The organism is Bacillus sp. 522_BSPC, assembly GCF_001076885.1.
Lineage (GTDB): Bacteria > Bacillota > Bacilli > Bacillales > Cytobacillaceae > Niallia > Niallia hominis.
Map to the genome: position 1 here is coordinate 25759 of NZ_JVDT01000219.1, position 23774 is coordinate 49532.

The following is a 23774-nucleotide window of genomic DNA, read 5'->3' on the forward strand; positions in this document are numbered from 1 at the left end:
CCCAAAACCTTAATCATTTTCCCATACAAAAAACCAAAGCTAGAATTTTCTCCAGCTTTGGTTTTTAATAAATCATTATTTTGTTGATTTACGAGATTCAATACGGTGTGGAAGTGTTACAATATGATCTTCCACCGTTTCTTTATTCATATATTTGGTCAGCAATCTCATTGCTACTGCCCCTATATCATATAAAGGTTGTACAACAGTTGTTAGTTGTGGACGTACCATTAAAGTTAATTTCGTATTATCAGATGTCACAATTTCAAAATCTTCCGGAACTTTATATCCCTTATCTTCAGCTCCATGAATTACCCCTAAAGCCATTTCATCTGAACCAACAAAGATAGCGGTTGGTTTATTATCAATTTCCATTAATTTATCAAAAGATTCCATACCAGATTCATAGGTATAATCTCCTTCAATTACTAAATCTTCATTATAAGCAATCCCAGCTGCCTCTAAAGCCTTCTTATAACCGCCTAATTTCTCATTTTTATTGATTGGCTCTTCTAAGGATCCTAGAACAATTGCAATAGACTTATGACCCTTCTCCACAAAGCTAGTCACCACATCATATGCAGCCTGAGCATAATCAATATTAACAGAAGAAATCTTCTTGCTTTCCTCTATACTAGCAGCAAGAACGATTGGCACAGGAGACTTCTCAAACTCAGTAACATGTTCCTCTGTTATATTACCACCCATAAATACAATACCATCCACTTGTTTTCCTAACATCGTGTTTAATAAATGTAGCTCTTTATCTTTATTTTGATCAGAGTTACTTAAAATAATATTATATTTATACATTGTAGCAATATCTTCAATCCCTCTAGCTAATTCTGCAAAGAAAGTACTTGATATATCTGGAATAATTACTCCAACAGTTGTTGTTTTCTTACTTGCAAGCCCTCTCGCTACTGCATTGGGACGATATCCTAATCGATCGATAACTTCTAGAACCTTTTTTCTTGTTGTTGGCTTTACGTTCGGATTTCCATTAACAACACGGGAAACGGTTGCCATAGAAACACTCGCTTCTCTTGCAACGTCATATATTGTTATATTCATTGTTATTTTGCACTCCTTTTAGTCGAACTAATTTCTTTCTATTATTTTACGGCAAGAAGCTACTTCCTAATCATAATCGATTTTTATTTAGCTAATCTTGTCTAATTATGTACTAATGATACGATATCGTCGCAAAAGCCGCAATGACAAGCTTTCATTTTTTTTCAAAAAAATCGACTTTTTTTCGTCATTTAGTAAAATAAAACCTTATTTGAGCATTCTTCCATTCAGTTTACCATAAAAACGAGAAAAATATAAATAATTATCCTATTGATGTATAAGTAATCATTTATATTACATAGTTTTTCTTTACCCGTTTAAAAGATAAAAAACCCGTTCATGTTAGTTTAACACGAACGGGACTCTTTACCTATTCTACTAGAGCTTTAAACTCTTACATACGGTGTAGATTGTATTGCTCGGTAAAATTCATCAAATTGTTCAATGTCCATTTGCTGTGCAGAATCAGATAATGCTACTGCAGGATCAGGATGAACTTCTGCCATTACTCCATCTGCTCCAATTGCTAAAGCTGCCTTTGCACAAGGTAATAACAAATCTTTTCTTCCTGTCGAATGTGTTACATCAACAAAGACTGGCAGATGCGTTTCCTGTTTTAAGATAGGAACCGCAGAGATATCTAATGTATTTCTTGTTGCACGCTCATACGTACGAATACCACGTTCGCAAAGGATAATTTGGTCATTCCCTTGGGACATGATATATTCTGCAGCATTTATAAATTCTTCTATCGTTGCCGCTAATCCACGTTTTAATAGAATTGGTTTTTTCACACTACCAGCTGCTTTTAATAATTCAAAGTTTTGCATATTACGTGCACCAATTTGAATGACATCAATATAATCTAGAGCTGTTTCGATATGCTCCGTACTCACAATCTCACTGATTACTGCTAAATCATATTCATCTGCTACTCTTTTTAATATTTTTAAACCTTCTACACCTAGGCCTTGGAAATCATAAGGAGATGTTCTCGGCTTAAATGCACCACCACGAAGAAGCTTTAGCCCTTTTGCTTGCACCGATGCAGCAACTTGAGCTACTTGCTCATAAGATTCAACTGAACAAGGACCAAACACAAATTTTGGCGTACCATCACCAATTTTTGTTCCTTTAATATCAACAATTGTATCCTCTGCCTTTTTCTTACGTGATACTAATAATGCTTTACTATCATCTTCTTGTTGTAATTGTAAGCCCATTTTAAAAATCTGCTTAAATAAATGAGAAATAGTTCCATTATCAAATGGACCATTATTTTTATTTAAAATATGATCAAGCATCTTTCTTTCACGGACTGGATCATATCGATGTACACCGTGGGTATCTTTTGTTTGCGCAATTTTTTGAACAAGGCTTGCACGCTCATTAATTTTTTCTAAAATTTCTAAGTTTAGCTCATCTACACGATTACGTAATTCTTCCAATTCCTTATTGCTCACAATCATCCTCATCCCTTCATTAAAAAAGACCAAAACCGTATAATTCCATTATACAATTTGCCTAGATTCTTTATACAAATACAAAAATATGTTACATTTCTTTTAATTGGATTAATTATAAATCAAATTTATCGCCTTGTCACTATTTTTCTTTAATAATTAAACGCTTTTAAGCGTTAAAGCGTTATAATTAATATGTTAATAAATGATTCTGCCTTGAACAAGAGTTTATATTTAAATAAAAAAGAAGGTGTTTTTCTGTGCAAAATAATGAAAAACTGTTTGCATTAGATATTGGTACTCGCTCCGTTGTCGGTATTATCTTAGAAAAGAAAGAAGACAAATATCATGTTTCTGACCTTTTAGCCATTGAACATACAGAAAGAGCAATGTTAGATGGTCAAATTCATGACGTATTAGCCGTATCTAAAATTATTAAAGAAATTAAAAATCAATTAGAAATAAAACATGGCCCTCTGGAAAAAGTTAGTGTTGCAGCTGCTGGAAGAGCTTTAAAGACAGAACGAGCATCTTATGAAATGAACATAGAAAGAAAACCGTTAATTACAAAAGAAGATATATTACATTTGGAATTGACTGCTGTGCAGCAAGCTCAAAGCTCTGTTGCAGAAAAAAATGAACGTGATAAAGGACAATTTTATTATTGTGTTGGCTATTCTGTTCTCCACTATTCTCTTGATGATCAAGAAATGGGTAGCTTAATTGACCAGCAAGGTTTAATTGCAAAAGTAGAAATTATCGCTACTTTTTTACCTAAGGTTGTTGTCGAATCCCTGATAGCTGCTTTACATAGAGCAGATTTAGAAATGCAAGCTTTAACGCTTGAACCAATTGCAGCCATCAATGTACTTATACCCCCCTCCATGAGAAGATTAAATGTTGCTTTAGTAGACATTGGGGCTGGAACATCCGATATAGCAATTACTGATTCTGGTACTGTTATTGCCTATGGAATGGTCCCCGTTGCGGGAGATGAAATAACCGAGGCACTAAGTGATGCATATTTATTAGACTTTCCACTGGCAGAGAAGGCGAAAAGAGAATTATCTCAAAATGATCATATTGAGATTTCAGATATCCTTGGATTCACGACTGAATTACATAAAGAAGAGGTTATTAAAGAAATCGAGCCAGCACTAGATAAATTGGCAGATACCATCTGTAGGGAAATTCTTTCGTTAAATAATCACAAATCACCTAAAGCAGTAATGCTAGTTGGTGGCGGAAGCCAAACGCCGGCATTACAGTTGAAGATTGCAGAAATGCTAAATTTGCCTGCTAATAGAGTTGCAATAAGAGGAATCGATGCTATCACCCAACTAACCTTTGAAAAGTCCTTCCACTTTGGACCAGAGCTTGTAACACCAATTGGAATCGCTATTACAGCTGAAAAAATGCCAGTCCAATATAAAACGGTTTATATTAATGAACAACCTGTCAGATTATTTGAAGTAAATAAATTAACCGTTGGAGATTGTCTTTTGGCATCTGGCATAAAGATGACCCAGCTATATGGAAAACCAGGCAATGCTATGATTGTTACGATAAATAATCAAAAAATAACTATTCCAGGAAGTCATGGCAAAGGACCAACTATTTTAAGAAATGAAATACCTTGCTCATTAGAAGATACAGTGGAGGATGGAGAAGCATTAACCGTTTACTGTGGGAAGGATGGAGAACAAGCAATTGTTCAAATAAAGGACTTAATTGATACAGAAGCAGACAAAAATATTATGATTAATAATAAAAGCTATACGATTCATTCTAAGATTGTATGCAATGGAGAAGCTGTTTCAAGTGATTACCAAGTAGAAGATAAAGATATCATCGTGTATCACGCAGATACCACCATTCATGAGGCATTAAAATCACTAAATTTAACCCATCTTATTGATGAACTTCAGCCATTCCAACTTTTAATAAACGGAAAAGAAACGATTCTTCCTGCTTTTTCTGGAAAAATTATTAAGAATGGTTTGCCTTGTCGTATAAGTCAGTATTTTGAACATAATGATGAAATTATATTAGAACAAAGAAAAACACCAACTGTTCAAGAATTAACAGAAAAAAAACAAATTTTAATGTACCAAATACTTCCTGTCTATTTTAATGACAAAAAAATAACCCTTACAAAACAATTAGCACAAATACAAAGAAAGGGACAAATTCTACAACTGGATGATCTTTTATACAGTGGAGATGACATTAGAATAGAGCAAAAACCATTTGAGGGGTTTTTATTTCAAGATTTATTCGCTTTTGTAAATATTAATATGCCTCAAAACGGCGGGGGATCTTTTCAGCTTTTACGAAACGGAGAACGTGCAACCTTTTTAACCCCTATAAAAAAAGACGATAAGCTTTCAATCGTTTGGCCTGTTAAAACAGGAAGTTAGAATAAAGACAAATAAACGGTTATAAATCATTTAACATTACAAAAGGAAGTCAGACTACCATCTTCCGACTTCCTTTTTATGTAAAATTTGATTTTTACTTATCTTTAGCTGAATCGCTAGGACTACCCTACATTATCTTTCTATCACAGCTTTTTGTAAAGAATCTACCGTTATTTTTCCATGTGATGTATGCCAAACAATATGATTGTTTTCAAAAAGTAACGCTTGCGGAGATTCATGCCTTACTTGATAATTTTCTGCAATATAGTTAGATAATGCTCTTGATTCTTGTACAGCTAAATAGTATGTAGCGATTTCTTTATTATCTTCCGCATATTGTTTATATTCATCAAAAGCATTCGCACTAATTGGACATGTCAAGCTATGCTTAACCAACCAAAATATCTCTTTACTTTGAACAAGACCTTCAAATTTTTCAACAGTGTCTATTTTTTTCATTTCTAACCATCCTTTATCTTAAATAGCTTTCCTAAGACTCTTTAACTAATCGAAAGGGTTCTAGAAAGGAATCAATCTACTTAAAACAGCCTATATACCTATTGGCTTTCTGCATGTAGCTTAACTTAAAAGACTGTCTCTTTTTAGCGTAGAAAGCGAATGGTAATATAGACTGCAAACTTTAACGATATTTTATACAAATCGTCCTTATCAATGATTGTATTTACTTTCTGTTTCATCAAATGCTTTTTTTGTTTCTGCTAGTTTTTGTTGAATTTCATCAAATTCCGAGCTTTTTAAACTAGTACTTAAATCAGATGCCTCTTCTTTCAGTTCATCAAAATGATCAGAAGTATTATCTTGTGCTTTCGTACTTTTCACCTTATCCATAATATCACTAGAAGTTTTTGTTACTACATTACTAATCTTGTCTGTTTTATCCTTCGCAATGGAAATGAACTCTGTGCCTTTTTCTTTTACAGTATCCGTTAATTCAATTCCTTTATCCTTCCAAGCTCCTGCTTGTCCGTTCAAATCATGAAGCAATTCTTTTCCAGGCTTTGGAGCAAGAAATAAAGCGGTAGCTGCACCGACAACCCCACCTAAAATGGCACCGACTAGAAAATCCTTCGTACTTGAGTTTTCATTTGCATGGATTATTTCTTGTTCTCGCTTCATTATTAAACATCCTCCTTTTAATTACTTCTTACTCGCGTTCGATTTTGTTCTGTCTTTCTAGCTTGCCACTGATCTTTAATATTCATAAATACTTTGCTATATTGAACAATTTGAGCTATTTTATCTTGATTTTTCGTAAGTGTATTTTCTACATTTTGCGTAATCGTTTGAACAGACTGATTAAAACCTTGTACACTTGTTCCTACATCCTTGACTGCATCTACGACTGAATTTAAACTTTCCGATTTCTGTTGAATATCTGTAGCTAAATCATTCGTTTTTTGTAATAAAATTGTTGTTTCTCTTGTAACGCCATCTAATTGCCTTTCTAACCCGACAAGTGTTTTTGAAACACTATCAAGCGTGATATGTAGTGATTTCAATGTTCTAGCAACATAAATGACTAGAATTGTAAATGCTATAGCTATTAAAGCTACACTTAAATATAAAAGATTTATCATCCTTATCGCACCTCCACTTTATTGGTCTTTTCCCACAATCGGTATGACTAAAACCTTAGTTTTATTATAATTGGAAAAACTTACAGAAACAAATGATTCCTTTCCATTCCTCTACTACGGGACCATGTTTGTGGAGAAAAATAATAGAAAGAGTCCGATTCTGATTATTTTTTTCTTATTTCTTATTTTTTATAACCGTTTATATTTAAGGAAAAAATTTTTTCGGGTACAATAAGAAAGTTATCACATTTATAAAACTTGGAGGTACATATGAAAGATCCACGCATTGATCAACTAGCAAAAAATTTAATTAATTATTCTGTTCGTTTACAAAAAGGAGAAAAAGTACTTATTGAAAACTTTGGACTTCAAAAGGAGCTTGTAAAAGCCCTTGTCCGTGAAGCATACGCTGTTGGAGGTTACCCATTTGTTTCCCTAAAAGACAATGATATTAATCGTTCCTTGCTTTTAGGAGCTCAAGAAGAGCAATATGAAATGATGGCACAATTTGAAGCAAATGTAATGCGTAATATGGATGCATACATTGGGCTTCGTGCTGGCGATAACATTAATGAACTTGCAGACGTACCAGCAGAGGGAATGAAGATTGAAGGATCGACAATTGGTAAAAAGGTACATAGAGAAATTCGTGTGCCAAAAACTAGATGGGTTGTCCTACGTTATCCTAGTGCATCCATGGCACAGCTTGCGAGAATGAGCACAGATGCATTTGAGGATTTCTATTTCGATGTATGTAATCTAGATTACGGGAAAATGGATATAGCAATGGATGCCCTTGTGGAGTTAATGAATCGTACAGATAAAGTTCGTTTAGCTGGTCCTGGCACAGACTTAACCTTCTCTATTAAGGATATTCCTGCAATAAAATGTTCTGGACAAATGAATATCCCAGATGGTGAAGTCTATACTGCTCCTGTACGAGATTCAATCAATGGAGTACTAACATATAACACACCTTCCCCATATCAGGGCTTTACTTTTGAAAATGTAAGCTTAAAGTTCGAAGATGGAAAAATTGTTGAAGCAACTTCAAATGATACAGAAAGATTGAACAAAGTTCTGGATACAGATGAAGGTGCTCGTTATATTGGTGAATTTGCTATTGGAGTAAACCCATATATTTTACATCCGATGCAAGATATCTTATTCGATGAGAAAATCGATGGAAGCTTCCACTTTACACCAGGACAAGCTTACGATAACGCCTATAATGGCAATAACTCCAATATCCACTGGGATATGGTAAATATTCAACGTCCTGATTATGGTGGCGGAGAAATCTACTTTGACGATGTGCTCATCAGAAAAGATGGTAAGTTTGTCATTCCAGAATTAGAAGCATTGAATCCAGAGAATTTAAAGTAATGATATTGAAATTCTAAACATTTGGTTTTTAAAATATCCGTATAAATTGTCAAAAAAGGGATCAGAATTAACATTCTGATCCCTTTCTTTCCCCTCTTAAATATGAAGCTAAGAGTCCTATTGTCTATTCTAATGTTTTTTCATAAGCACTTTGATATTTTTGAATATCGCCTGCGCCCATAAACAAGATGACACTGTTATTATGTTCACTTAATGAAGAAATCGTTTCTTCGGAAATGATTTTGCTTCCCGGTACTTTATCTGCTAAGTCTTTTATGCTTAGCTTACCGTGATTTTCACGGGCAGAACCAAATATATCACATAGATAGGTAGAATCTGCCAAATTCAAACTGTCTGCAAATTCTTGAAGAAACGCTTGTGTACGCGAAAATGTATGTGGCTGGAATACAGCAACTACTTCACGATCAGGATATTTCTGACGTGCTGCTTCCACCGTTGCTTTGATTTCTGTAGGATGGTGGGCATAGTCATCAATAATTACCTGTGTACCGATTGTCTTTTCTGTAAATCTTCGTTTAACACCTTCAAATGTCATTAAACGTTCTTTCACGACTTCTGCGTCCAATTCTTCATAATGGCTAAGCGCGATCACCGATAGAGCATTTAAGATATTATGATCACCAAATGTCGGGATAGAGAATGTATTGTAATACGTATTACGTACATACACTTCAAACGTTGTGCCTTCCGTTGTTTTCTCCACATTCCTTGCTTGGAAGTCATTTTCGTCACCAAATCCATAAAATACTACCGGTACTTTCGCTTGAATTTTTTGCAGATGTTCATCATCTCCACAAGCAAAAATTCCTTTTTTAACTTGCCATGCCATTTCTTGAAAGGCAGAAAATACATCATCCACATTAGCAAAATAATCTGGGTGATCAAAATCAATATTAGTCATTACAGCATAATCAGGGAAATACGAAAGAAAATGTCTTCTGTATTCACAAGCTTCAAAAGCAAAATATTCTGCTCCTACTACCCCTTTACCCGTTCCGTCACCAATTAAATACGCAGTAGGCTTAGCACCTTTCATTACATGTGAAAGTAACCCAGTCGTCGATGTTTTACCATGCGCACCCGTTATGGCTATACTTGTAAATTGCTTCATAAAATCGCCAAGGAAACGATGGTAACGAATAACTGGAAGTCCTAGCTTCACTGCTTCTTCTACTTCTTCATGTGTATCAGGAAAAGCATTCCCAACAATCACATTCATTCCTGGTTTAATGTTCTCTCGTTGAAAAGGAAGAATTTTTATTCCTGCTTGTTCTAAAGCAACCTGAGTGAAAAATGTTTTCTCCACATCTGATCCTTGTACTTCGAAACCCATATCATGTAAAATTTGTGCTAATGCACTCATTCCCGACCCTTTTATACCTACGAAGTGGTAAATAGTCATATAAAGAACCTCCAACTACGCATATCTTTTAACAGTATATGATATCCTCATTCAATTTGCTAATTGCATTTATATGTATGCAATTTTGATTTTATTTTATTTTTTCTCATTTAGCATTTATTCATGTTCTCGCTAAACATTAACTTTTTTTTCCTTTTTTATTTCACATTTATTCATTATATCATCTTTTAAGTTGAAAAACTACGCAACAATACATTTCCAATGTATGACATTTTTAACCAAATGCCTTTTCTTATAGCTTTTTCGTAAAGATGTTACTCTATCCCCAAGTCTAAAATACACTCCGCTTTCCGCAGGGCTCGCACTAAAATCGCTTCTGCAGGGTCTCAAAGTGGCTCGCTACTCTCTCATTAGGTCTAGGTATAACGCTACTCTATTTTTCCAACTAATTCTTTTTTATTAATAAAATACGATTTTTTAGAAAACAGCCTTTTTTCATTCACTGTCCTGCAATTGTATTAATTCACTTTCTGTGATTAATACTTCTCTAGGCTTCGTTCCTCTTGCTTCTGATATAAACCCTTGCTTTTCCATCATATCAATCAGCCTTGCTGCCCGATTATAGCCAATTTTAAAGTTCCTTTGAAGACTAGATGTTGAAGCACCACCTTGTTCAATAATAAATTCACATGCTTCATAAAATAGCTCATCTTCTTCTTCAGACATTTGGACCTTTTTTAACAGCTCTTCTTGTTCAAATAAATATTCAGGTTTTCTTTCTTTTCTAACGTGGGCCACTACTTGATCAATTTCTTCATCTGATACAAAGGTACCTTGCAATCGTACTGGCTTTGATGTTCCATTTTCTAAAAACAGCATATCTCCTTTACCCAATAGCTTCTCGGCACCACTAATATCTATTACGGTTCGTGAATCAATTTGAGAGGAGACAGAGAAAGCGATTCGTGTCGGCACATTTGCCTTAATCAAACCGGTAATAACATCAACTGAAGGTCTCTGTGTGGCAATCAAAAGGTGAATTCCACACGCTCTTGCTTTTTGAGCTATTCTGCTAATTGCTTCTTCTACATCTGCTGGTGCCATCATCATTAAATCCGCTAATTCATCAATCACAATAACTAAATAAGGCAATTTGTCACTGTATCTTTTATGTTCATCAGCTAGTTGATTAAACTTAGTAATGTCTCTAACCCCGGCATGTGCTAATAACTCATATCTTCTTTCCATCTCTTCTACAGCCCATTTTAATGCAGCCGTTGCCGCCTTTACATCTGTAATAACGGGACTTGCTAAATGAGGCACATAATTATATGGTGCCAACTCAACCATTTTAGGATCCACTAACAATAGCTTTAATTCTTCTGGCTTTGCCTTATACAGCAAGCTAACAAGCATTGTATTTATACATACGCTTTTCCCAGAACCAGTTGCCCCAGCGATTAAGCCATGTGGCATTTTTCGTAAATCTGTTACGATTGGTTTACCGGAAATATCTAATCCCATAGCTACAGTTAAAGGAGAAGATGAATTTTTAAATTCATCGCTTTCCAAAATTTCTCTTATTAGCACAGGTCGGCTACTTTGATTTGGCACCTCTATTCCTACCGTATGCTTTCCAGGAATTGGTGCTTCAATTCTTATATCTTTAGCAGCTAAGCTTAATTTTAGATCATCCGAAAGGTTTGTAATTTTACTAACCTTAACTCCTGGCTCAGGCTGTACTTCATATCGTGTCACAGAGGGTCCTTGTGTTACATTTACTACCTTTGCATGAACATTAAAGTTAGTAAATGTATTATTTAAAAGTAGTGTCTGCTCTTCAATCCAGCCGTCCTTTTCTATTTGCAAAATAGGGGGATGTAATAAATTTTCTTCTGGAAAAACGTAATATGGTAAATCATGATGGTTCTCCATATCCTTCTCTAGCATAGAAGTGGTTTCTTCTTCCAACTTCGGTTGCTGAAGCGGCTTCTCATAGGCTTTATTTTCGACTTTTTTATTAGCCAATGACTGTCTATCTTTATTTAGCATCAATACATTAAAAGGCAATGGACCTTTTCTAGAAGAGGTTGCTTTCTTGTTTTCTTTTTCTTGTAATTCTGTCTCTCGCGCTTCTTCTTCAATTGCTCCAATGATTTCTTCCTTATTTTGCTCAGGAATTTTTTCTTCCCCAATTTCCAAATCTTTCAGCAAAATCGGCTGATCGTTTTGTTCTTGCTCTTCTACTAAACTTTCAGTTTGTGTAATAACTTCATCATCCATTTCAGGTGACACTATTTCTTCCGCTTCTAGTGAACTATCCCCACTATCCTTATTTTGCAAGTTTTTCTCACTCTCTAACCATTCTTCTGTAAACAGAGAAAGTATTTCCTCTTGCTCATTAATTGGCTCGATTACTTCCTGAGTGGATGTAGGATGTTCTTGAGCTACAGCTATCTTATCATTCACTATTTCATTCCATGCAAGTAATTCCTCATTCTGCCTTTGTTCTGTCTGGATAGTAGCCGATTCAACCGGAGATTCAATCTCTTCTTTTACTCTTGGTTGTTGTATCGTAATACTCGTTTCTTTTCGTTCCGGTCGATTATATCCATATATAGGAGAAATTGTTTCTGTCGGCTTAAAAGGTCGATTAGAACTATATGTATTGGATGTTTGATTTTCCCTCGGATTACTTTTAGGCTCTTCTTTTAATGGACGATTAAATGGTTGATTGCTATCTTGTCTTTCATCCGCGAAAGTTTGTCCTGCTTTCTCTCTTCTAGTTTTCCTTTCTATTTCCTTCCTATCGTCTTCATCCCCATCTGGAATTAACGGAAAGCGAAAGTTTCCTTTCGGATATTGATAAATAACTTTGGAATCCATCTCTTTTTTCCATGCTGTTGATTCCTTGTTTGGTTGATCGTATACCTCTACCGTTTCTTCAATTTGGTTCAGCTCATCTTCTTCACTAACAAACTGTTTAAATACTTTCTTGAACCAATTCACACTTAATCACTCTTTCTTTCAAATCTCATTACTATTTTAACAGTTATGTTCAGAATTTCGAGCACTATTTTTTAACATCTCTTCCTTTCCCTATTCAGGAAGAGACTAAACAAAAAATTAAACATCGATTCGTATAATGAGAGTCATCTACAAAAAAAGAGAAACGATTTGAAAGTTTTTTGATTCCTAATTGCCCTTTCATCAAGTTTCTCTTTTTAATTAAGTAAAACGGGGTAATTTCCCCGTTTTCATCAAAGGAAATGGTGTTCCTCTTCTCCATGGTATCTTTCAACCTACATGCATGTTATTTTAATATAAAAACATTTCAATTAGATGTCATTCAAAAGTAATTTATGCATCGATTTGATTACATTCATACGATTATTTTTCGCGCTTTTTATTTTTCCCTAATATAAACACTGGCTCTAATTCTCCATTTTCATAGAGAAAAGATAATGCAGTAATTGGAACTCTGCCACTTGCAAAAAAGCTCATCGTCATTTGGGCAAGTATATCATACCCTGTTTCATTTCGAATATCTCCAATTATAAGGACATCCTGATGTGGCACAGCAACAGTCATTGTTCCTTCCATCTGTTCATCCATTTCTTTTAAAAATGCATCATTTAATATCCTACTTGCATCGTAGCCATCATTACTATTTATAAAATAAAAGATATTTTCTGCAACACTGTCTGTCTTTACACTAGTTGGTAGCGACCTTACGTTAAAGAGAGCCATCTCTTTAATAGCTGTCTTTGTCCACTTTTCCTTTTCCATTAATTTCTCGTCGATGAGACGATACGTGTTTCCCATATCTAAGGCATAGTATATTCTTGTTTCTGCTGTATGCTCATCTGTTATAAATGGAATCTCTTCATTCGATTGCTGTGGAAAAGAAGTAGAACGTATAACTGGAAAGATTTTTTTCTCTTTCCCATCTATTTTGCTATCTTTTTCAATTGCTCCTAATCCATGCTCAATATAATAAACAATCTCATCTACTGCTTTCTCTTTTTGTGTTTCCCATTTTGCAATTATTTCAGGTAAAGAGACCGTAACGCCCTTGCCTGTCTGCTTGCTTTCTATGCGTACCAGATCTTTTTTACTATCAAAAGTAAATGTCCGATCCTCGTTATTAATTCGTTGTTTAAGCATGTCCTTCATTTTTTTACTGGTCATTTTCATTCTTGCTTCACTTCCGTCCTATTAGGTGTCATTTTTTTTATTATACTCTATCCCATCTTATATTCATCGTTTTGATAATGAATTTTATTCAAATCAATGGAAAAAGGTTATCTCAAATAGAAAAATATAGCAGGAAACTATGTTATTCCTACGCTATATTTTTTATGGGAGACAACCTTTTAACGTAAACAAATCTTCTTAAACTGCTTCTCACTTATGCACGTAATAAATACGCACCATTCCTTTATAAAGACTCAATAAATTTTTCAATTTCTTCTTGTGTTTTTCGATCCTTGCTTACAAATCTGCCTAGTTCTTTTCCGCCTTCAAAAGCAATAAAGCTTGGAATGCCAAATACGTCTAATTCGATGCATGTATCAATAAATTTATCTCGATCCACATGTACAAATGTATAGTTATCATATTTAGCTTCTACTTCTGGCATAAATGGTTCAATAAATCGACAGTCTCCACACCATTGTGCTGAAAAAAGAAAAATATGTTTTTCCGGACTATTTTTAAGCTCTGTAAATTCTTCTACTGATTGTAAATCTTTCATTGTAAAGCCCCCTTAAATAATTCATGCCACTTTCTTTAAATAGTATCAGAATTCCCTTTTCCTAACTACTAATATGCTTTCCTATTGATTGGATTTTATCAACCAATCCCCTCTCTTTTTTCATGTCATTTTAACTATTTCATAAAATTCTTTAAATGACTATTGTCCTATTTTTCATTCCCATCTATAATTATATAATATTCAGTTTTTTAAGAATTTTCAAAAAGAGGTGATGGAATGAAAACAATAAAATCGAAATTATATTTTATTTTAGGATTAGCAATTTGTGGATTTATTTCTATTTTAGGCGCAATATTCGTTCTTAATAATGCTCAAACAGAAAGTAAACAACAAGAACTACATCTATTATCTACTATTGGGGATGGAAAAGAGATTAAAGCGATTATTTATGAGACACGAAATATCGAAGGGGAATATCTCCAATTACCAAGCTACGCATTAGCAGAAAGTGTAAAAGCTGAGGGGACAAAATTAGTCCACCTAGCTGAGCAATACAGTGAAGATAAAAATCTTTCAAAAGAACTACAACAAAAATTTAAACAAATAGCTGCAGATGGGAATAATTATTTAGATGGATTTGATACATTGTCTAACCAATATGAAACGATTGGTTACGAACCATATGAAGGACTAAAGGGGAACGTTCAAAGTTCTGTTAAAGAACTGCAATCGATTATACAGTATACAAACGATAGCATTCTTATTTCTGAACTCGAGGAATTACATACTAATGAAGAACATTATATTACTACACAAAATAAGATATTTTATGAAAATTTCCTCGAGATTTCATCCGGCTATGCAGATAGATTAGATAATAACACCGCTCTTTCAGCTGAGCAAAAGCAGGCGATTACAACTAGTTTCAATAATTATTTTGATGCTTTGAAAGAAATCAACCGTTCTTATGAAGGAAGTACTGATTTTATCACAGCCTTTGATTCACAATCTCAATCCATCCAAACCAACATTCAAGAACTTGAAAACGCCCTATCTAGTGAACAAAACAGATTAAATACAGAATTGCTTCAAAAAAATAGAATGTATACTGCCATCATCCTTTCTGTCAGTATTCTCATCATTTTACTCCTATTTGTCATTGGATTATTTCTTTTAAAAATGATTAATAAATCGATTCAATTACTTATCTCCGCTGCAAAAAAAATTAGTGAGGGAAATTTTTATTATCGTGTTCCTATAACAACTAAAGATGAAATGAGTATTCTTGCAACTGCTTTTAATCAGATGGCAGAAAAAGTCCAAAATAGTTTACTCTTTATCTCTACTTCAGGGGATCAATTACATGCTTCGTCCCAAGAGTTAAGTACTATTTCAAAAGAGACAACTGCACAAGCAAATGAAGTGGACCAAAGCATCCAGCAAATTGCTTTAGGAGCTTCAGAACAGTCTAATCGTCTATTTAACAGTCTTCATAATATAAAAGATGTGGAAGAAGCGATTGAGCAAGCAGTGACACTTGATAAACAGGTTACAAAAGAGGTTCATTTAGCTAGCGAAGAAAGTAAAATAGGCTTGCAAACAGTGAAGGAATTAGAAAATATATCTACACATTTTCTTCACTTAACACAAATGCTAACAAAAAAAGTGGTACATGCTACCTATTATTCGGAAAAAATCGCTTCGATTGTTGATACCATTCAAACCATTGCAGACAGTACAAATCTCCTTGCCTTAAATGCTGCTATTGAAGCTGCCAGAGCAGGAGAAAGTGGAAAAGGATTTACGGTTGTCGCAACAGAAGTTCGTCATCTAGCAGAAAAATCAAAAAAGGAAGCAGAAGACATCCACTGCTTAGTTTCTGAAATGACAGAGGAAATGAATCAGCTGAAGGAAAATGCTGAACAGTTAAACGAATACAGGAGTTATCAAGAAAAATCAGTTTATACGACAAAATTAGTTTTTGAAAATATAGTGAAATCCATTGCCAATATCAATGTAAAAGTGGGTACAATCAACAAAGCAGTAACGAAAATTAAGGAAGCAAATCAGTCCTTAAAGGGGGATGTTCTTGAGGTATACAATGTTTCTCAAAATGCAGCTGCTTCCACACAGGAGGTTTCTGCTTCTAGTGAAGTTCAATTAGAGGCTGTTATTAAAGTAAATGATTCCGCTTCTCTTCTTCAGCAAATCGCCTTAGATCTGCATAGTGAAGTAAATCAATTCACGCTATCTCCTCCTGATGAAAAGCAGCTTTAAATAAAATAACTCTTATATATAGATAATAGAGAAGATGGTGTACTTAAGCCATCTCCTCTATTATGAAAAAGTCGGATGAGAGTTATGCTTTATTTATTTATTTGGTGAAATTCCATTTGTCCAATGAGTAATTCGACAACATGTTTAAACATCGAGGTTCTATTTATTCTCCCACTTGTAAATATCCCGATAGCACCTTCGTTATGGCGCACATTTTCTTTTTGGGCATATTCATCCATAACTGGTCCTAATTCTTTCCCTGCAACTAACTCCGTCTCAATTTCTTTCGGTAACGGTATTCTTGCTCCACTTGCGATAAAGGTTGTTCCATCCTTTAATACTAATGCACCCCAATTATTCAAAAAGAGGATATCATTTGTGTGATGTACTCCTCCTTCCAATCCAATCCCTATCTCCCCTTCTCCCTCTAGTAAAGCAGCTTTGGCTCGATTAATTGCACCTTTAATAGTTTCTTCATCTGAAAATGGTTGATCACTGACTCCAGAGCTAACATTGAACATAGCATATTCCATATGTTTGTCATTTCCTAGACAATTTTTGACGGCATTCACTTTAGCCATATTATTTGTACCGATACAAACTTTCATGATTATTCTCTCCTAACAAAATTTCTACAGAAAAAGGTATCTCAGCTAATTATAGTTGAGACACCTTTTATGAAGAAAATTCTTCTTTGTTCAAAACAATGCAAATCTACGCTAAATCTGACTATATTTATTGATTAGCACGCAGTGTTTCAATTGTGGTATTATCTGTTGTTTTTACTAATTTAGTAAGCAATTCCTTTGCAGCTGCATAATCATCGATATGAATAATAGAAGCACTTGTATGAATATATCGAGAACATATTCCAATAACAGCACTTGGAACCCCGTCATTAGAAATATGAACTTGTCCCGCATCTGTTCCACCAGGTGAAATAAAATACTGATAGGCAATTTTATTAGACTCAGCAGTATCTAAAATAAATTCTCTCATTCCTTTATGCATAACCATTGTACGATCATAAATACGGAGTAAGGCACCTTTACCAAGCTGGCCAAATTGATTTTTATCCCCTGAGGCATCATTTGCAGGACTTGCATCTAAAGCATAGAATACATCGGGCTTAATCATATTAGCTGCTGTTCTAGCCCCTCTAAGACCTACTTCTTCTTGTACGGTAGCACCAGAATATAAGATATTTGGTATCTCTTCTCCTTGAAGGTTTTTCAACAATTCAATTGCTAACCCACAGCCATAACGATTATCCCACGCTTTGGCCATAATTTTCTTTTCATTCGCAAGAGGAGTAAATGGGCAAATTGGAACAATCATCTGACCTGGTTTAATTCCAATTTTCAAGGCATCTTCTTTATCATCAGCACCAATATCAATAAGCATATTTTTTATATCCATTGGTTTACTTCTTAATGCTTCATCCAATAGATGTGGAGGAATAGAACCAATAACCCCTATTACAGGACCATTATTCGTAATTATCTGTACTCTTTGTGCTAGAAGCACTTGACTCCACCATCCACCTATTGGCTGAAAACGAATCATTCCATTATCTGTGATGGATGTTACCATAAATCCAACTTCATCCATATGACCAGCAACCATTACAGTCGGGCCATCCTCTTGCCCTCTTTTTACACCAAATATACTGCCAAGATTATCTTGCACTATCTCATTTGTATAAAGACTTAATTGTTCTTTCATAAAATTTCGAACTTGATGTTCATTCCCAGCTACACCAGGAAGTTCTGTTAAAGTTCTAAACATATCCAAAGTTTGTTGTTCCATTATAGCAAAGCTCCTTTAATTACTATGTATTTGATAAAGTGAAACTTCCATCAGTAAGGGTCCCTTCCTCTCCACTAAAGATTAGTTGAACCAATCTTAGACCTTTACGAATAGTTGATCTCCCACCTTGCTTCCTTGCTTTTCTCTTAAAGCTTCAGGTGAAGTTTCTGTCCGTTAAGAAGGGGATAATATATTTATTGTACCGAAATATTTAAACACATACCACTACTTTCCTTTAACTACTGCCAATTAATCCATTTCATTAAACCAACCTTCGCAAGAAGAATATTACCTTATCATTTCTTCTAGCATATAAATTAGATATAATAACATTATCTGTTTAAAAGGATGGCTTTCTTTTTGATAAACATTCTTGTTTTGAATAAAAAAAACGTAAGGAGCTAAGTTTATGAATTGGAAACAATGTTTAGGAGGGGTTGTTGTTGGAGTGGCTGCAAGTTATCTTGCGAAGAAAACCATTACAAAGAACAATAACCTATCAAGTAATGAAGTTTTACATATAGCAAAAGCAGCCTTTAAAAAAAAGGGGCCGATTAACGGATCGTGGATCAATATGGAAAAAGAAACACTTCATACTCCTGAATCTTCACTCACAGTCTATAGAGGTGGTATTACTCGAATGAATGGTGAAAAACAAGAGGTTTTTGAATTTGTTTCCGATTGTGAGACTGGAACTATTCTTGATGTGAATCAATTAACCTGAGACCTATATAATAACCCGAACAACAATTATACGCATGTTTTTTAACATCTACGTGAAATAGTTCGGGTTATTATATAGTTGGAATACTTATATCCCAGCTCTTTTACATTATCTGAATTGTACTTCGCAACGATAAATTCTATTTCCTCTATTTGAGAATTTTTCCTCATACTCTGTCATGATATTGCCTTCATAATCACTATTATGCAAATCAAGACTCACATATTTTAAAAGCATGCCATATTCAGAAAAGCTCTTTAAAGAATATTCAAATAAACCTTGATTATCTGTTTTAAAGTGTACTTCTCCTTGATTTACAAGCACAGACTGATACGAATCAAGGAACGTTTTATAAGTAAGTCTTCGTTTTTCATGTCTGGTCTTTGGCCAAGGATCGGAGAAATTTAGATAAACTCTTGCAATTTCTCCCTTTTCAAAATATTCCTTTAGTTTTTCTGCATTTATATTCATTAACTTCAAGTTAGGAATCTCTGCCTCTATTAAGCGATCTAATGCAGAAACAATGACGCTTTCCTGAAGTTCTACGCCGATGTAATTAATCGAAGGATTCGCTTTTGCCATTTCTGTAATAAATCGACCTTTACCTGTACCAATTTCAATATGAATAGGACCCTTTTGACTAAAAGCTTGATCCCATTTTCCTTTCCAATCTACAGGGTTTTGGATAATATATTGTGGATATGCACTTAATTTATCTTTCGCCCATGGTTTATGTCTTAATCGCATGTGGACACTCCTTATTAATAACTATCGTTTCAAACAATATCATGCATTATACATGGATGCAATACTCTTTTATTGGCAACTTGAATTTATATAAGGATAAATTTACATTAGGAACAATTGTATAAAGAAAAAAAGAATTCACAACCTATAAGTGAATTCCTTAACTGGTATTTGAAAAGAATGTATTATTCTTTTCATACTAGAACCTATAGAAAGGGTGTTCTATGTATGCCTATAAATCATGAGCATCAACTAGCATTACTAGCCGATATTCTCAGTAATCAACAAACAGACTGCTGTGGATCTGTTGCAGAATGTGAGCAAATAGAAAGATTGATTACATCCTTAAGATCCAATGAGCAAATCGATCAGAATATCCTTCCAATTTTGGAGGAAGTTCACCGTTACAGCGAACAAGGTGTTACTGCCTCAAATTTAGACACACATATCCATTCACATCAAAATCAATTGTCTCAGTGGGTAGATGGCATTAACAATTTATCATAATTTATCAGAAATACTTTGAAATGGGTGTTATTCAATATCATGTAAAAACTTCATCCATCTTTCCATTTCACTAAAACGACCTTTTTTCTTGTACCAGCGGATGGAGTTAATGGTTTGAGCAATAACATACCATTTCATTCTTAAAGATAAATTATCTGTGAGTTCATAACCATAAGTGTGTAACCAATTTTTCCAATTTTCCTTTGGAATATACCAATAAAGCAGCATTCCTAAATCAATGGCTGGGTCTGCTATCATCGCTCCATCCCAATCAATGAGATACAACTGGTTGTCTTCAGAAAGCAGCCAGTTGTTATGATTAACATCACAATGGCATACCACATGTTCTGTTGTTTTTATAAACGGAAGATTATCTTCTAAGAATTGGATATAACGAGTAATATCCTCGTTTTCTTTTAGCTCATCGTCTATTTCTGCTTTTATGACTGACAATATCATCTCAGGATGAAAAGATGTCTTACCTAGTCTTTTTAGCATCTCTAATAAAGGCTTCGAGGTATGAATTTTTTTAAGCAACATTGTCACTCTTTCATCCGTCATATCCGAATGACCAAATTCTCTCCCTATGAGCCATTGCTGTGCAGTAAAAACATCTCCGTTTTCAAATCTTTTTGTCCAAACAAGTTTTGGGACAATTCCTTCTGCTGACAGCACAGCTAAAAACGGAGAAGAATTCCGTTTTAAAAAAAGCTTCTGCCCATTATTTTGTGCAAAAAAGGCTTCGCCTGTTTCTCCACCTGCAGGGGTTATTTCCCAATCTTGCCCTAATAAATGTTCCAAAATTGTTCACCTACTATATATTATGCTCCAAAAAAAAGATGAGAAATTCCTGTTTGAGTCTTTTTTGTCCTAATTTGGTAGGAAGAACAAACAAAAATGGTTATCAGCTATTCATCCATTTATAGTAAACTTATACTCATCGTACTGCAATCATTCTTTAATTAGCACAAATTTGCCTAAAGTTTAATGATATAAGAAAAGCGCAAGCGCCTTGTACACCGCCTTATAACCGGAAAGGACCTGTTCTTTCGAGAAAGGATACACGCATTTTTCGTGTTATCTAACGCAAAAGAAATGACCTAAAGTTTGCTAGACAGTAGGCGCTTTAGCTAGACACCAAATTAACTTTTAGAAAACTAATACTTTCTTAACTGTAAAAAAGAAAAGGACATAGTATCCATACCATTATACTATGTATCCAAGATTTCCAATCATTTTATATTAAATTTTACCTAAATACTTTTTCTTATAGAAAGTTTCTCATTTAAATATTATCTCTTATTTCTTTTTTTAGTCAAGTGAATCTCTCGTTAAAATAATGATTTCCTGTCAAAAAAATTTTCCGGTTCCATCATTAGGACACATTCCTGCTAAATATCACGGAAATCTTTCGAATGTTACTATCGTTTCCTATTACTTGGCAATTATTGTTATGCTTACTGGCTTAACCATTATCCGATCTCTGTGAATGGTTGGATAATCCCGCTGATAAACTGTATCGCCTTCAACTAAAATATTCCAACATTCTTCTTTACAAAATCCTTCTTCAGGAGAATCATTCACATTTATAAATACGATAATCGATTCCCATTCTCCCATTTCTTTTAGATCATGTAAAATATATTGTATTACGTCATTCGATTGCTGATTAATGATAAGGTGCTTTTGAATAGCTTCCACTGATGGTAATCGGAACGCTCTGTTATTTCTTCTTAGGGAAATTAATCCTTTTATATATTCCACATTGCCTATAAATTGATCTTTTCTATCCCAGTCTAACTGATTAATTTCATCTGGCGATTGATAACTATTTTCTACACCATTTTTCGTGCGGAAAAATTCCTGACCCGAATGAATAAAAGGGATTCCCTGGCTAAGAAGGACAAGAGACGTTGCAAGTCGTTGTTTCTTTTGCTTCCACTCTTCTGATTCATTTGAAAAACATATTTCAATTTTATCCCATAGCGTATGATTATCATGAGACTCCACATAATTTACAGATTGACCTGGTTCAATAAACATTCCATTTTCCTTATAGACACCGACACTCCCAGCTAATAGTTCAGGAATATCGTCTTTATAAAGCTTATTTCCAAGCGCATAACCTCGATCATATAACTGAAAGGTACTCCCTTTTAATTTATCTCTAAATTGATCATTAAACTGACCGATCCTAGGAAGCAAATGCTGATTAGCAATAATAGCCTTCTTATCTTTGTTTAAAGGGGTTGCTAAATCCCAACCTTCCCCAATAATTAAAATGCTCTTATCGAAACTATTACACACGGAACGAACTTCATTCATTGTTTGGCAATCAAGAATTCCCATTAAATCAAAGCGCAATCCATCAATTTGATATTCTTTTATCCAAAAACGGACAGAATCAACAATGAATCGTCTCACCATCGATCTTTCTGAAGCTATGTCATTCCCTACTCCTGTACCATTTGATGGCATTCCATACTTATCATAGCGGAAGAAATAGCCTGGAACAATTTTTTCAAAAGAAGAATCTTCTTTTTTATAGACATGATTATATACAACATCCAATATGACACGGATACCTTGCTCTTGTACAGCATGAATCATTTCTTTAAGTTCGTTAATTCTTACATATGGATCAATAGGATTTGTCGAATAACTGCCCTCTGGCACGTTATAATGGGAAGGATTATATCCCCAATTATATTTTTTTAGCACCTCTAGCTCATCAACTTCTTCAAAGTCATGAACAGGGAGAAACTCTATATGTGTTATCCCTAAATCTTTTATATAGGAAAGACCTGATAGCTCGTTTTTTTTCGTTTTTGTATTTAATTCTGTTACACCTAAATATTTTCCTTTTTGCCGAATTCCACTATCAGGATGAATCGTTAAATCTCTAATATGAGTTTCATATATCACACTATCTACCGCATGCTCGAGTGCTGGTAAAACCGGCTTTTGTCTTTTTGTTTTATTTAAATCTACAATTACCCCTGTTTCTCCATTTACAGAAACCGCTACAGCGTATGGGTCTATTGCTTCTTTCCACTCTAAATTTATAAGTACTAAATAGCTGTAGTACCATCCTTCTAGATCTTCAAGATAGATTGTTTTCCAAACCCCTTTTTCCTGTCTTTCCATCTCCAAAATCCTTCGTTCCTCAATAGCTGGATCAGAGGATTTAAGTACCAATTTCACTTGTTGTGCAGTAGGTGCCCATAGATAAAAGATACTTTTCTCGGATGAATAGTCTACACCTAGAGGACCATCATAATAAAATTCTTCATCAAATGAAGCTGTTCTAATGACTGCACCTATTTGTAAATCTGTTACTCCCTTATTTGCATCCTCTACCTCATATTTTTGGCCGATTTGAATGTTTTCGTTTAAGTGACATTTGTACTTTACAAAATGCTGCATTTTTTCCTTCGACTCAATCACAAGATTAATAGGATGGCTATCTCCTTTTAATCTAAACGCAGTAGATTCCCCGTTATAATAGGAATAGGGAAGTAGAACAGTTATTAATGACATTTCATCTAAATAAGCAAAGAAACTTCTTCGAATTGATATCAAATTTCTCACTCCCTCATCTCTTGAAAACACAACTCTTCTACTCGTGGCCACTGAAAAAGTGAATTACCTGGTGAATCGGTAGTTAC

General features: G+C 34.4%; 19 protein-coding genes and 1 pseudogene. 6 read left to right on the plus strand and 14 right to left on the minus strand.

Annotated features, from left to right (window positions below):
• Positions 1-75 precede the first annotated feature (75 nt).
• Positions 76-1074, minus strand: coding sequence for a catabolite control protein A (gene ccpA, locus ADJ83_RS17925; protein WP_031540521.1), 999 nt, complete (start codon positions 1072-1074; stop codon positions 76-78).
• A 386-nt stretch (positions 1075-1460) separates the two neighbouring features.
• On the minus strand, positions 1461-2537 hold the full coding sequence (locus tag ADJ83_RS17930; RefSeq protein WP_031540520.1) for a bifunctional 3-deoxy-7-phosphoheptulonate synthase/chorismate mutase: 1077 nt from the start codon (positions 2535-2537) through the stop codon (positions 1461-1463).
• Positions 2538-2797: 260 nt separating this feature from the next.
• Here ADJ83_RS17930 and pilM point away from each other — a divergent pair, with 260 nt between their 5' ends.
• Complete coding sequence (gene pilM, locus ADJ83_RS17935) at positions 2798-4957, plus strand: cell division protein FtsA (protein ID WP_031540519.1); 2160 nt, start codon at positions 2798-2800, stop codon at positions 4955-4957.
• A gap of 132 nt (positions 4958-5089) precedes the next feature.
• Here the strand turns inward: pilM and ytxJ are convergent, their stop codons facing one another.
• The 3 genes from ytxJ to ADJ83_RS17950 all read right to left on the minus strand — a co-directional run bounded on the left by ytxJ (position 5090) and on the right by ADJ83_RS17950 (position 6555).
• The gene (ytxJ, locus tag ADJ83_RS17940; RefSeq protein WP_031540518.1) at positions 5090-5416 is read right to left on the minus strand and encodes a bacillithiol system redox-active protein YtxJ; all 327 of its coding nucleotides are present in this window, start codon (positions 5414-5416) and stop codon (positions 5090-5092) included.
• A 210-nt stretch (positions 5417-5626) separates the two neighbouring features.
• Positions 5627-6094 carry a YtxH domain-containing protein gene (locus ADJ83_RS17945; protein ID WP_031540517.1) on the minus strand — a complete coding sequence of 156 codons (468 nt, stop codon included), beginning with the start codon at positions 6092-6094 and terminating at the stop codon, positions 5627-5629.
• A gap of 17 nt (positions 6095-6111) precedes the next feature.
• A complete protein-coding gene (locus ADJ83_RS17950) occupies positions 6112-6555 on the minus strand; it encodes a DUF948 domain-containing protein (protein ID WP_035416867.1) in 444 nt (147 codons plus the stop codon).
• Between the two features lie 270 nt (positions 6556-6825).
• On the opposite strand from ADJ83_RS17950, the gene ADJ83_RS17955 reads away from it, so the two are divergent.
• A complete protein-coding gene (locus ADJ83_RS17955; RefSeq protein ID WP_031540515.1) occupies positions 6826-7941 on the plus strand; it encodes an aminopeptidase in 1116 nt (371 codons plus the stop codon).
• Between the two features lie 124 nt (positions 7942-8065).
• Here ADJ83_RS17955 and murC read toward each other — a convergent pair whose 3' ends face one another.
• The 4 genes from murC to ADJ83_RS17975 form a co-directional block, all read right to left on the minus strand.
• Entirely contained in the window at positions 8066-9364 is a 1299-nt protein-coding gene (gene murC, locus ADJ83_RS17960; RefSeq protein WP_031540514.1) for a UDP-N-acetylmuramate--L-alanine ligase, read from the minus strand.
• Between the two features lie 456 nt (positions 9365-9820).
• Entirely contained in the window at positions 9821-12334 is a 2514-nt protein-coding gene (locus ADJ83_RS17965) for a DNA translocase FtsK (protein ID WP_031540513.1), read from the minus strand.
• A gap of 381 nt (positions 12335-12715) precedes the next feature.
• Entirely contained in the window at positions 12716-13516 is an 801-nt protein-coding gene (locus ADJ83_RS17970; protein ID WP_031540512.1) for a DUF1444 domain-containing protein, read from the minus strand.
• Between the two features lie 250 nt (positions 13517-13766).
• Positions 13767-14081 (minus strand): thioredoxin family protein, encoded by a 315-nt coding sequence (locus tag ADJ83_RS17975; RefSeq protein WP_031540511.1) that lies wholly within the window; start codon positions 14079-14081, stop codon positions 13767-13769.
• A gap of 1140 nt (positions 14082-15221) precedes the next feature.
• On the opposite strand from ADJ83_RS17975, the pseudogene ADJ83_RS26955 reads away from it, so the two are divergent.
• Together ADJ83_RS26955 and ADJ83_RS26960 are read left to right on the plus strand one after the other, a co-directional pair.
• A pseudogene (locus tag ADJ83_RS26955) lies at positions 15222-15353 on the plus strand (HAMP domain-containing protein); the annotation flags it as partial.
• Entirely contained in the window at positions 15348-16319 is a 972-nt protein-coding gene (locus tag ADJ83_RS26960; RefSeq protein ID WP_414630346.1) for a methyl-accepting chemotaxis protein, read from the plus strand. The pseudogene ADJ83_RS26955 and the gene ADJ83_RS26960, both read left to right, overlap by 6 nt.
• Positions 16320-16408: 89 nt before the next feature.
• Here ADJ83_RS26960 and ADJ83_RS17985 read toward each other — a convergent pair whose 3' ends face one another.
• Both ADJ83_RS17985 and ADJ83_RS17990 read right to left on the minus strand, forming a co-directional pair.
• On the minus strand, positions 16409-16927 hold the full coding sequence (locus ADJ83_RS17985) for a DUF84 family protein (protein ID WP_031540509.1): 519 nt from the start codon (positions 16925-16927) through the stop codon (positions 16409-16411).
• 127 nt (positions 16928-17054) lie between these two features.
• Positions 17055-18128 carry a M42 family metallopeptidase gene (locus ADJ83_RS17990; RefSeq protein WP_031540508.1) on the minus strand — a complete coding sequence of 358 codons (1074 nt, stop codon included), beginning with the start codon at positions 18126-18128 and terminating at the stop codon, positions 17055-17057.
• A gap of 409 nt (positions 18129-18537) precedes the next feature.
• Between ADJ83_RS17990 and ADJ83_RS17995 the strand changes: the two genes are divergently transcribed.
• Complete coding sequence (locus tag ADJ83_RS17995) at positions 18538-18852, plus strand: hypothetical protein (RefSeq protein ID WP_031540507.1); 315 nt, start codon at positions 18538-18540, stop codon at positions 18850-18852.
• A 108-nt stretch (positions 18853-18960) separates the two neighbouring features.
• On the opposite strand, the gene trmB is transcribed toward ADJ83_RS17995, so the two are convergent.
• Positions 18961-19599, minus strand: coding sequence for a tRNA (guanosine(46)-N7)-methyltransferase TrmB (gene trmB, locus ADJ83_RS18000; protein ID WP_031540506.1), 639 nt, complete (start codon positions 19597-19599; stop codon positions 18961-18963).
• Positions 19600-19827: 228 nt separating this feature from the next.
• On the opposite strand from trmB, the gene ADJ83_RS18005 reads away from it, so the two are divergent.
• Positions 19828-20106, plus strand: a complete 279-nt coding sequence (locus ADJ83_RS18005) for a YtzH-like family protein (protein WP_031540505.1) — start codon at positions 19828-19830, stop codon at positions 20104-20106.
• A gap of 27 nt (positions 20107-20133) precedes the next feature.
• Here the strand turns inward: ADJ83_RS18005 and ADJ83_RS18010 are convergent, their stop codons facing one another.
• Positions 20134-20907 carry a phosphotransferase family protein gene (locus ADJ83_RS18010; RefSeq protein WP_031540504.1) on the minus strand — a complete coding sequence of 258 codons (774 nt, stop codon included), beginning with the start codon at positions 20905-20907 and terminating at the stop codon, positions 20134-20136.
• A gap of 633 nt (positions 20908-21540) precedes the next feature.
• Positions 21541-23688 carry a type I pullulanase gene (gene pulA, locus ADJ83_RS18015; protein WP_031540503.1) on the minus strand — a complete coding sequence of 716 codons (2148 nt, stop codon included), beginning with the start codon at positions 23686-23688 and terminating at the stop codon, positions 21541-21543.
• Positions 23689-23774: the final 86 nt, after the last annotated feature.

Excerpts from the sequence above, each read along its gene's own strand:
- ADJ83_RS17995 (WP_031540507.1), top strand. The coding sequence starts at position 18,538 with ATGAATTGGAAACAATGTTTAGGAGGGGTTGTTGTTGGAGTGGCTGCA.
- ADJ83_RS18005 (WP_031540505.1), top strand. The coding sequence starts at position 19,828 with ATGCCTATAAATCATGAGCATCAACTAGCATTACTAGCCGATATTCTC.
- murC (WP_031540514.1), bottom strand. The coding sequence starts at position 9,364 with ATGACTATTTACCACTTCGTAGGTATAAAAGGGTCGGGAATGAGTGCA.
- ADJ83_RS17975 (WP_031540511.1), bottom strand. The coding sequence starts at position 14,081 with ATGAAAGATTTACAATCAGTAGAAGAATTTACAGAGCTTAAAAATAGT.
- ytxJ (WP_031540518.1), bottom strand. The coding sequence starts at position 5,416 with ATGAAAAAAATAGACACTGTTGAAAAATTTGAAGGTCTTGTTCAAAGT.
- trmB (WP_031540506.1), bottom strand. The coding sequence starts at position 19,599 with ATGCGATTAAGACATAAACCATGGGCGAAAGATAAATTAAGTGCATAT.
- ADJ83_RS17955 (WP_031540515.1), top strand. The coding sequence starts at position 6,826 with ATGAAAGATCCACGCATTGATCAACTAGCAAAAAATTTAATTAATTAT.
- ADJ83_RS17945 (WP_031540517.1), bottom strand. The coding sequence starts at position 6,094 with ATGAAGCGAGAACAAGAAATAATCCATGCAAATGAAAACTCAAGTACG.
- ADJ83_RS17950 (WP_035416867.1), bottom strand. The coding sequence starts at position 6,555 with ATGATAAATCTTTTATATTTAAGTGTAGCTTTAATAGCTATAGCATTT.
- ADJ83_RS17970 (WP_031540512.1), bottom strand. The coding sequence starts at position 13,516 with ATGACCAGTAAAAAAATGAAGGACATGCTTAAACAACGAATTAATAAC.
- ADJ83_RS17990 (WP_031540508.1), bottom strand. The coding sequence starts at position 18,128 with ATGGAACAACAAACTTTGGATATGTTTAGAACTTTAACAGAACTTCCT.
- ADJ83_RS17985 (WP_031540509.1), bottom strand. The coding sequence starts at position 16,927 with ATGAAAGTTTGTATCGGTACAAATAATATGGCTAAAGTGAATGCCGTC.
- ccpA (WP_031540521.1), bottom strand. The coding sequence starts at position 1,074 with ATGAATATAACAATATATGACGTTGCAAGAGAAGCGAGTGTTTCTATG.
- ADJ83_RS26960 (WP_414630346.1), top strand. The coding sequence starts at position 15,348 with ATGGCAGAAAAAGTCCAAAATAGTTTACTCTTTATCTCTACTTCAGGG.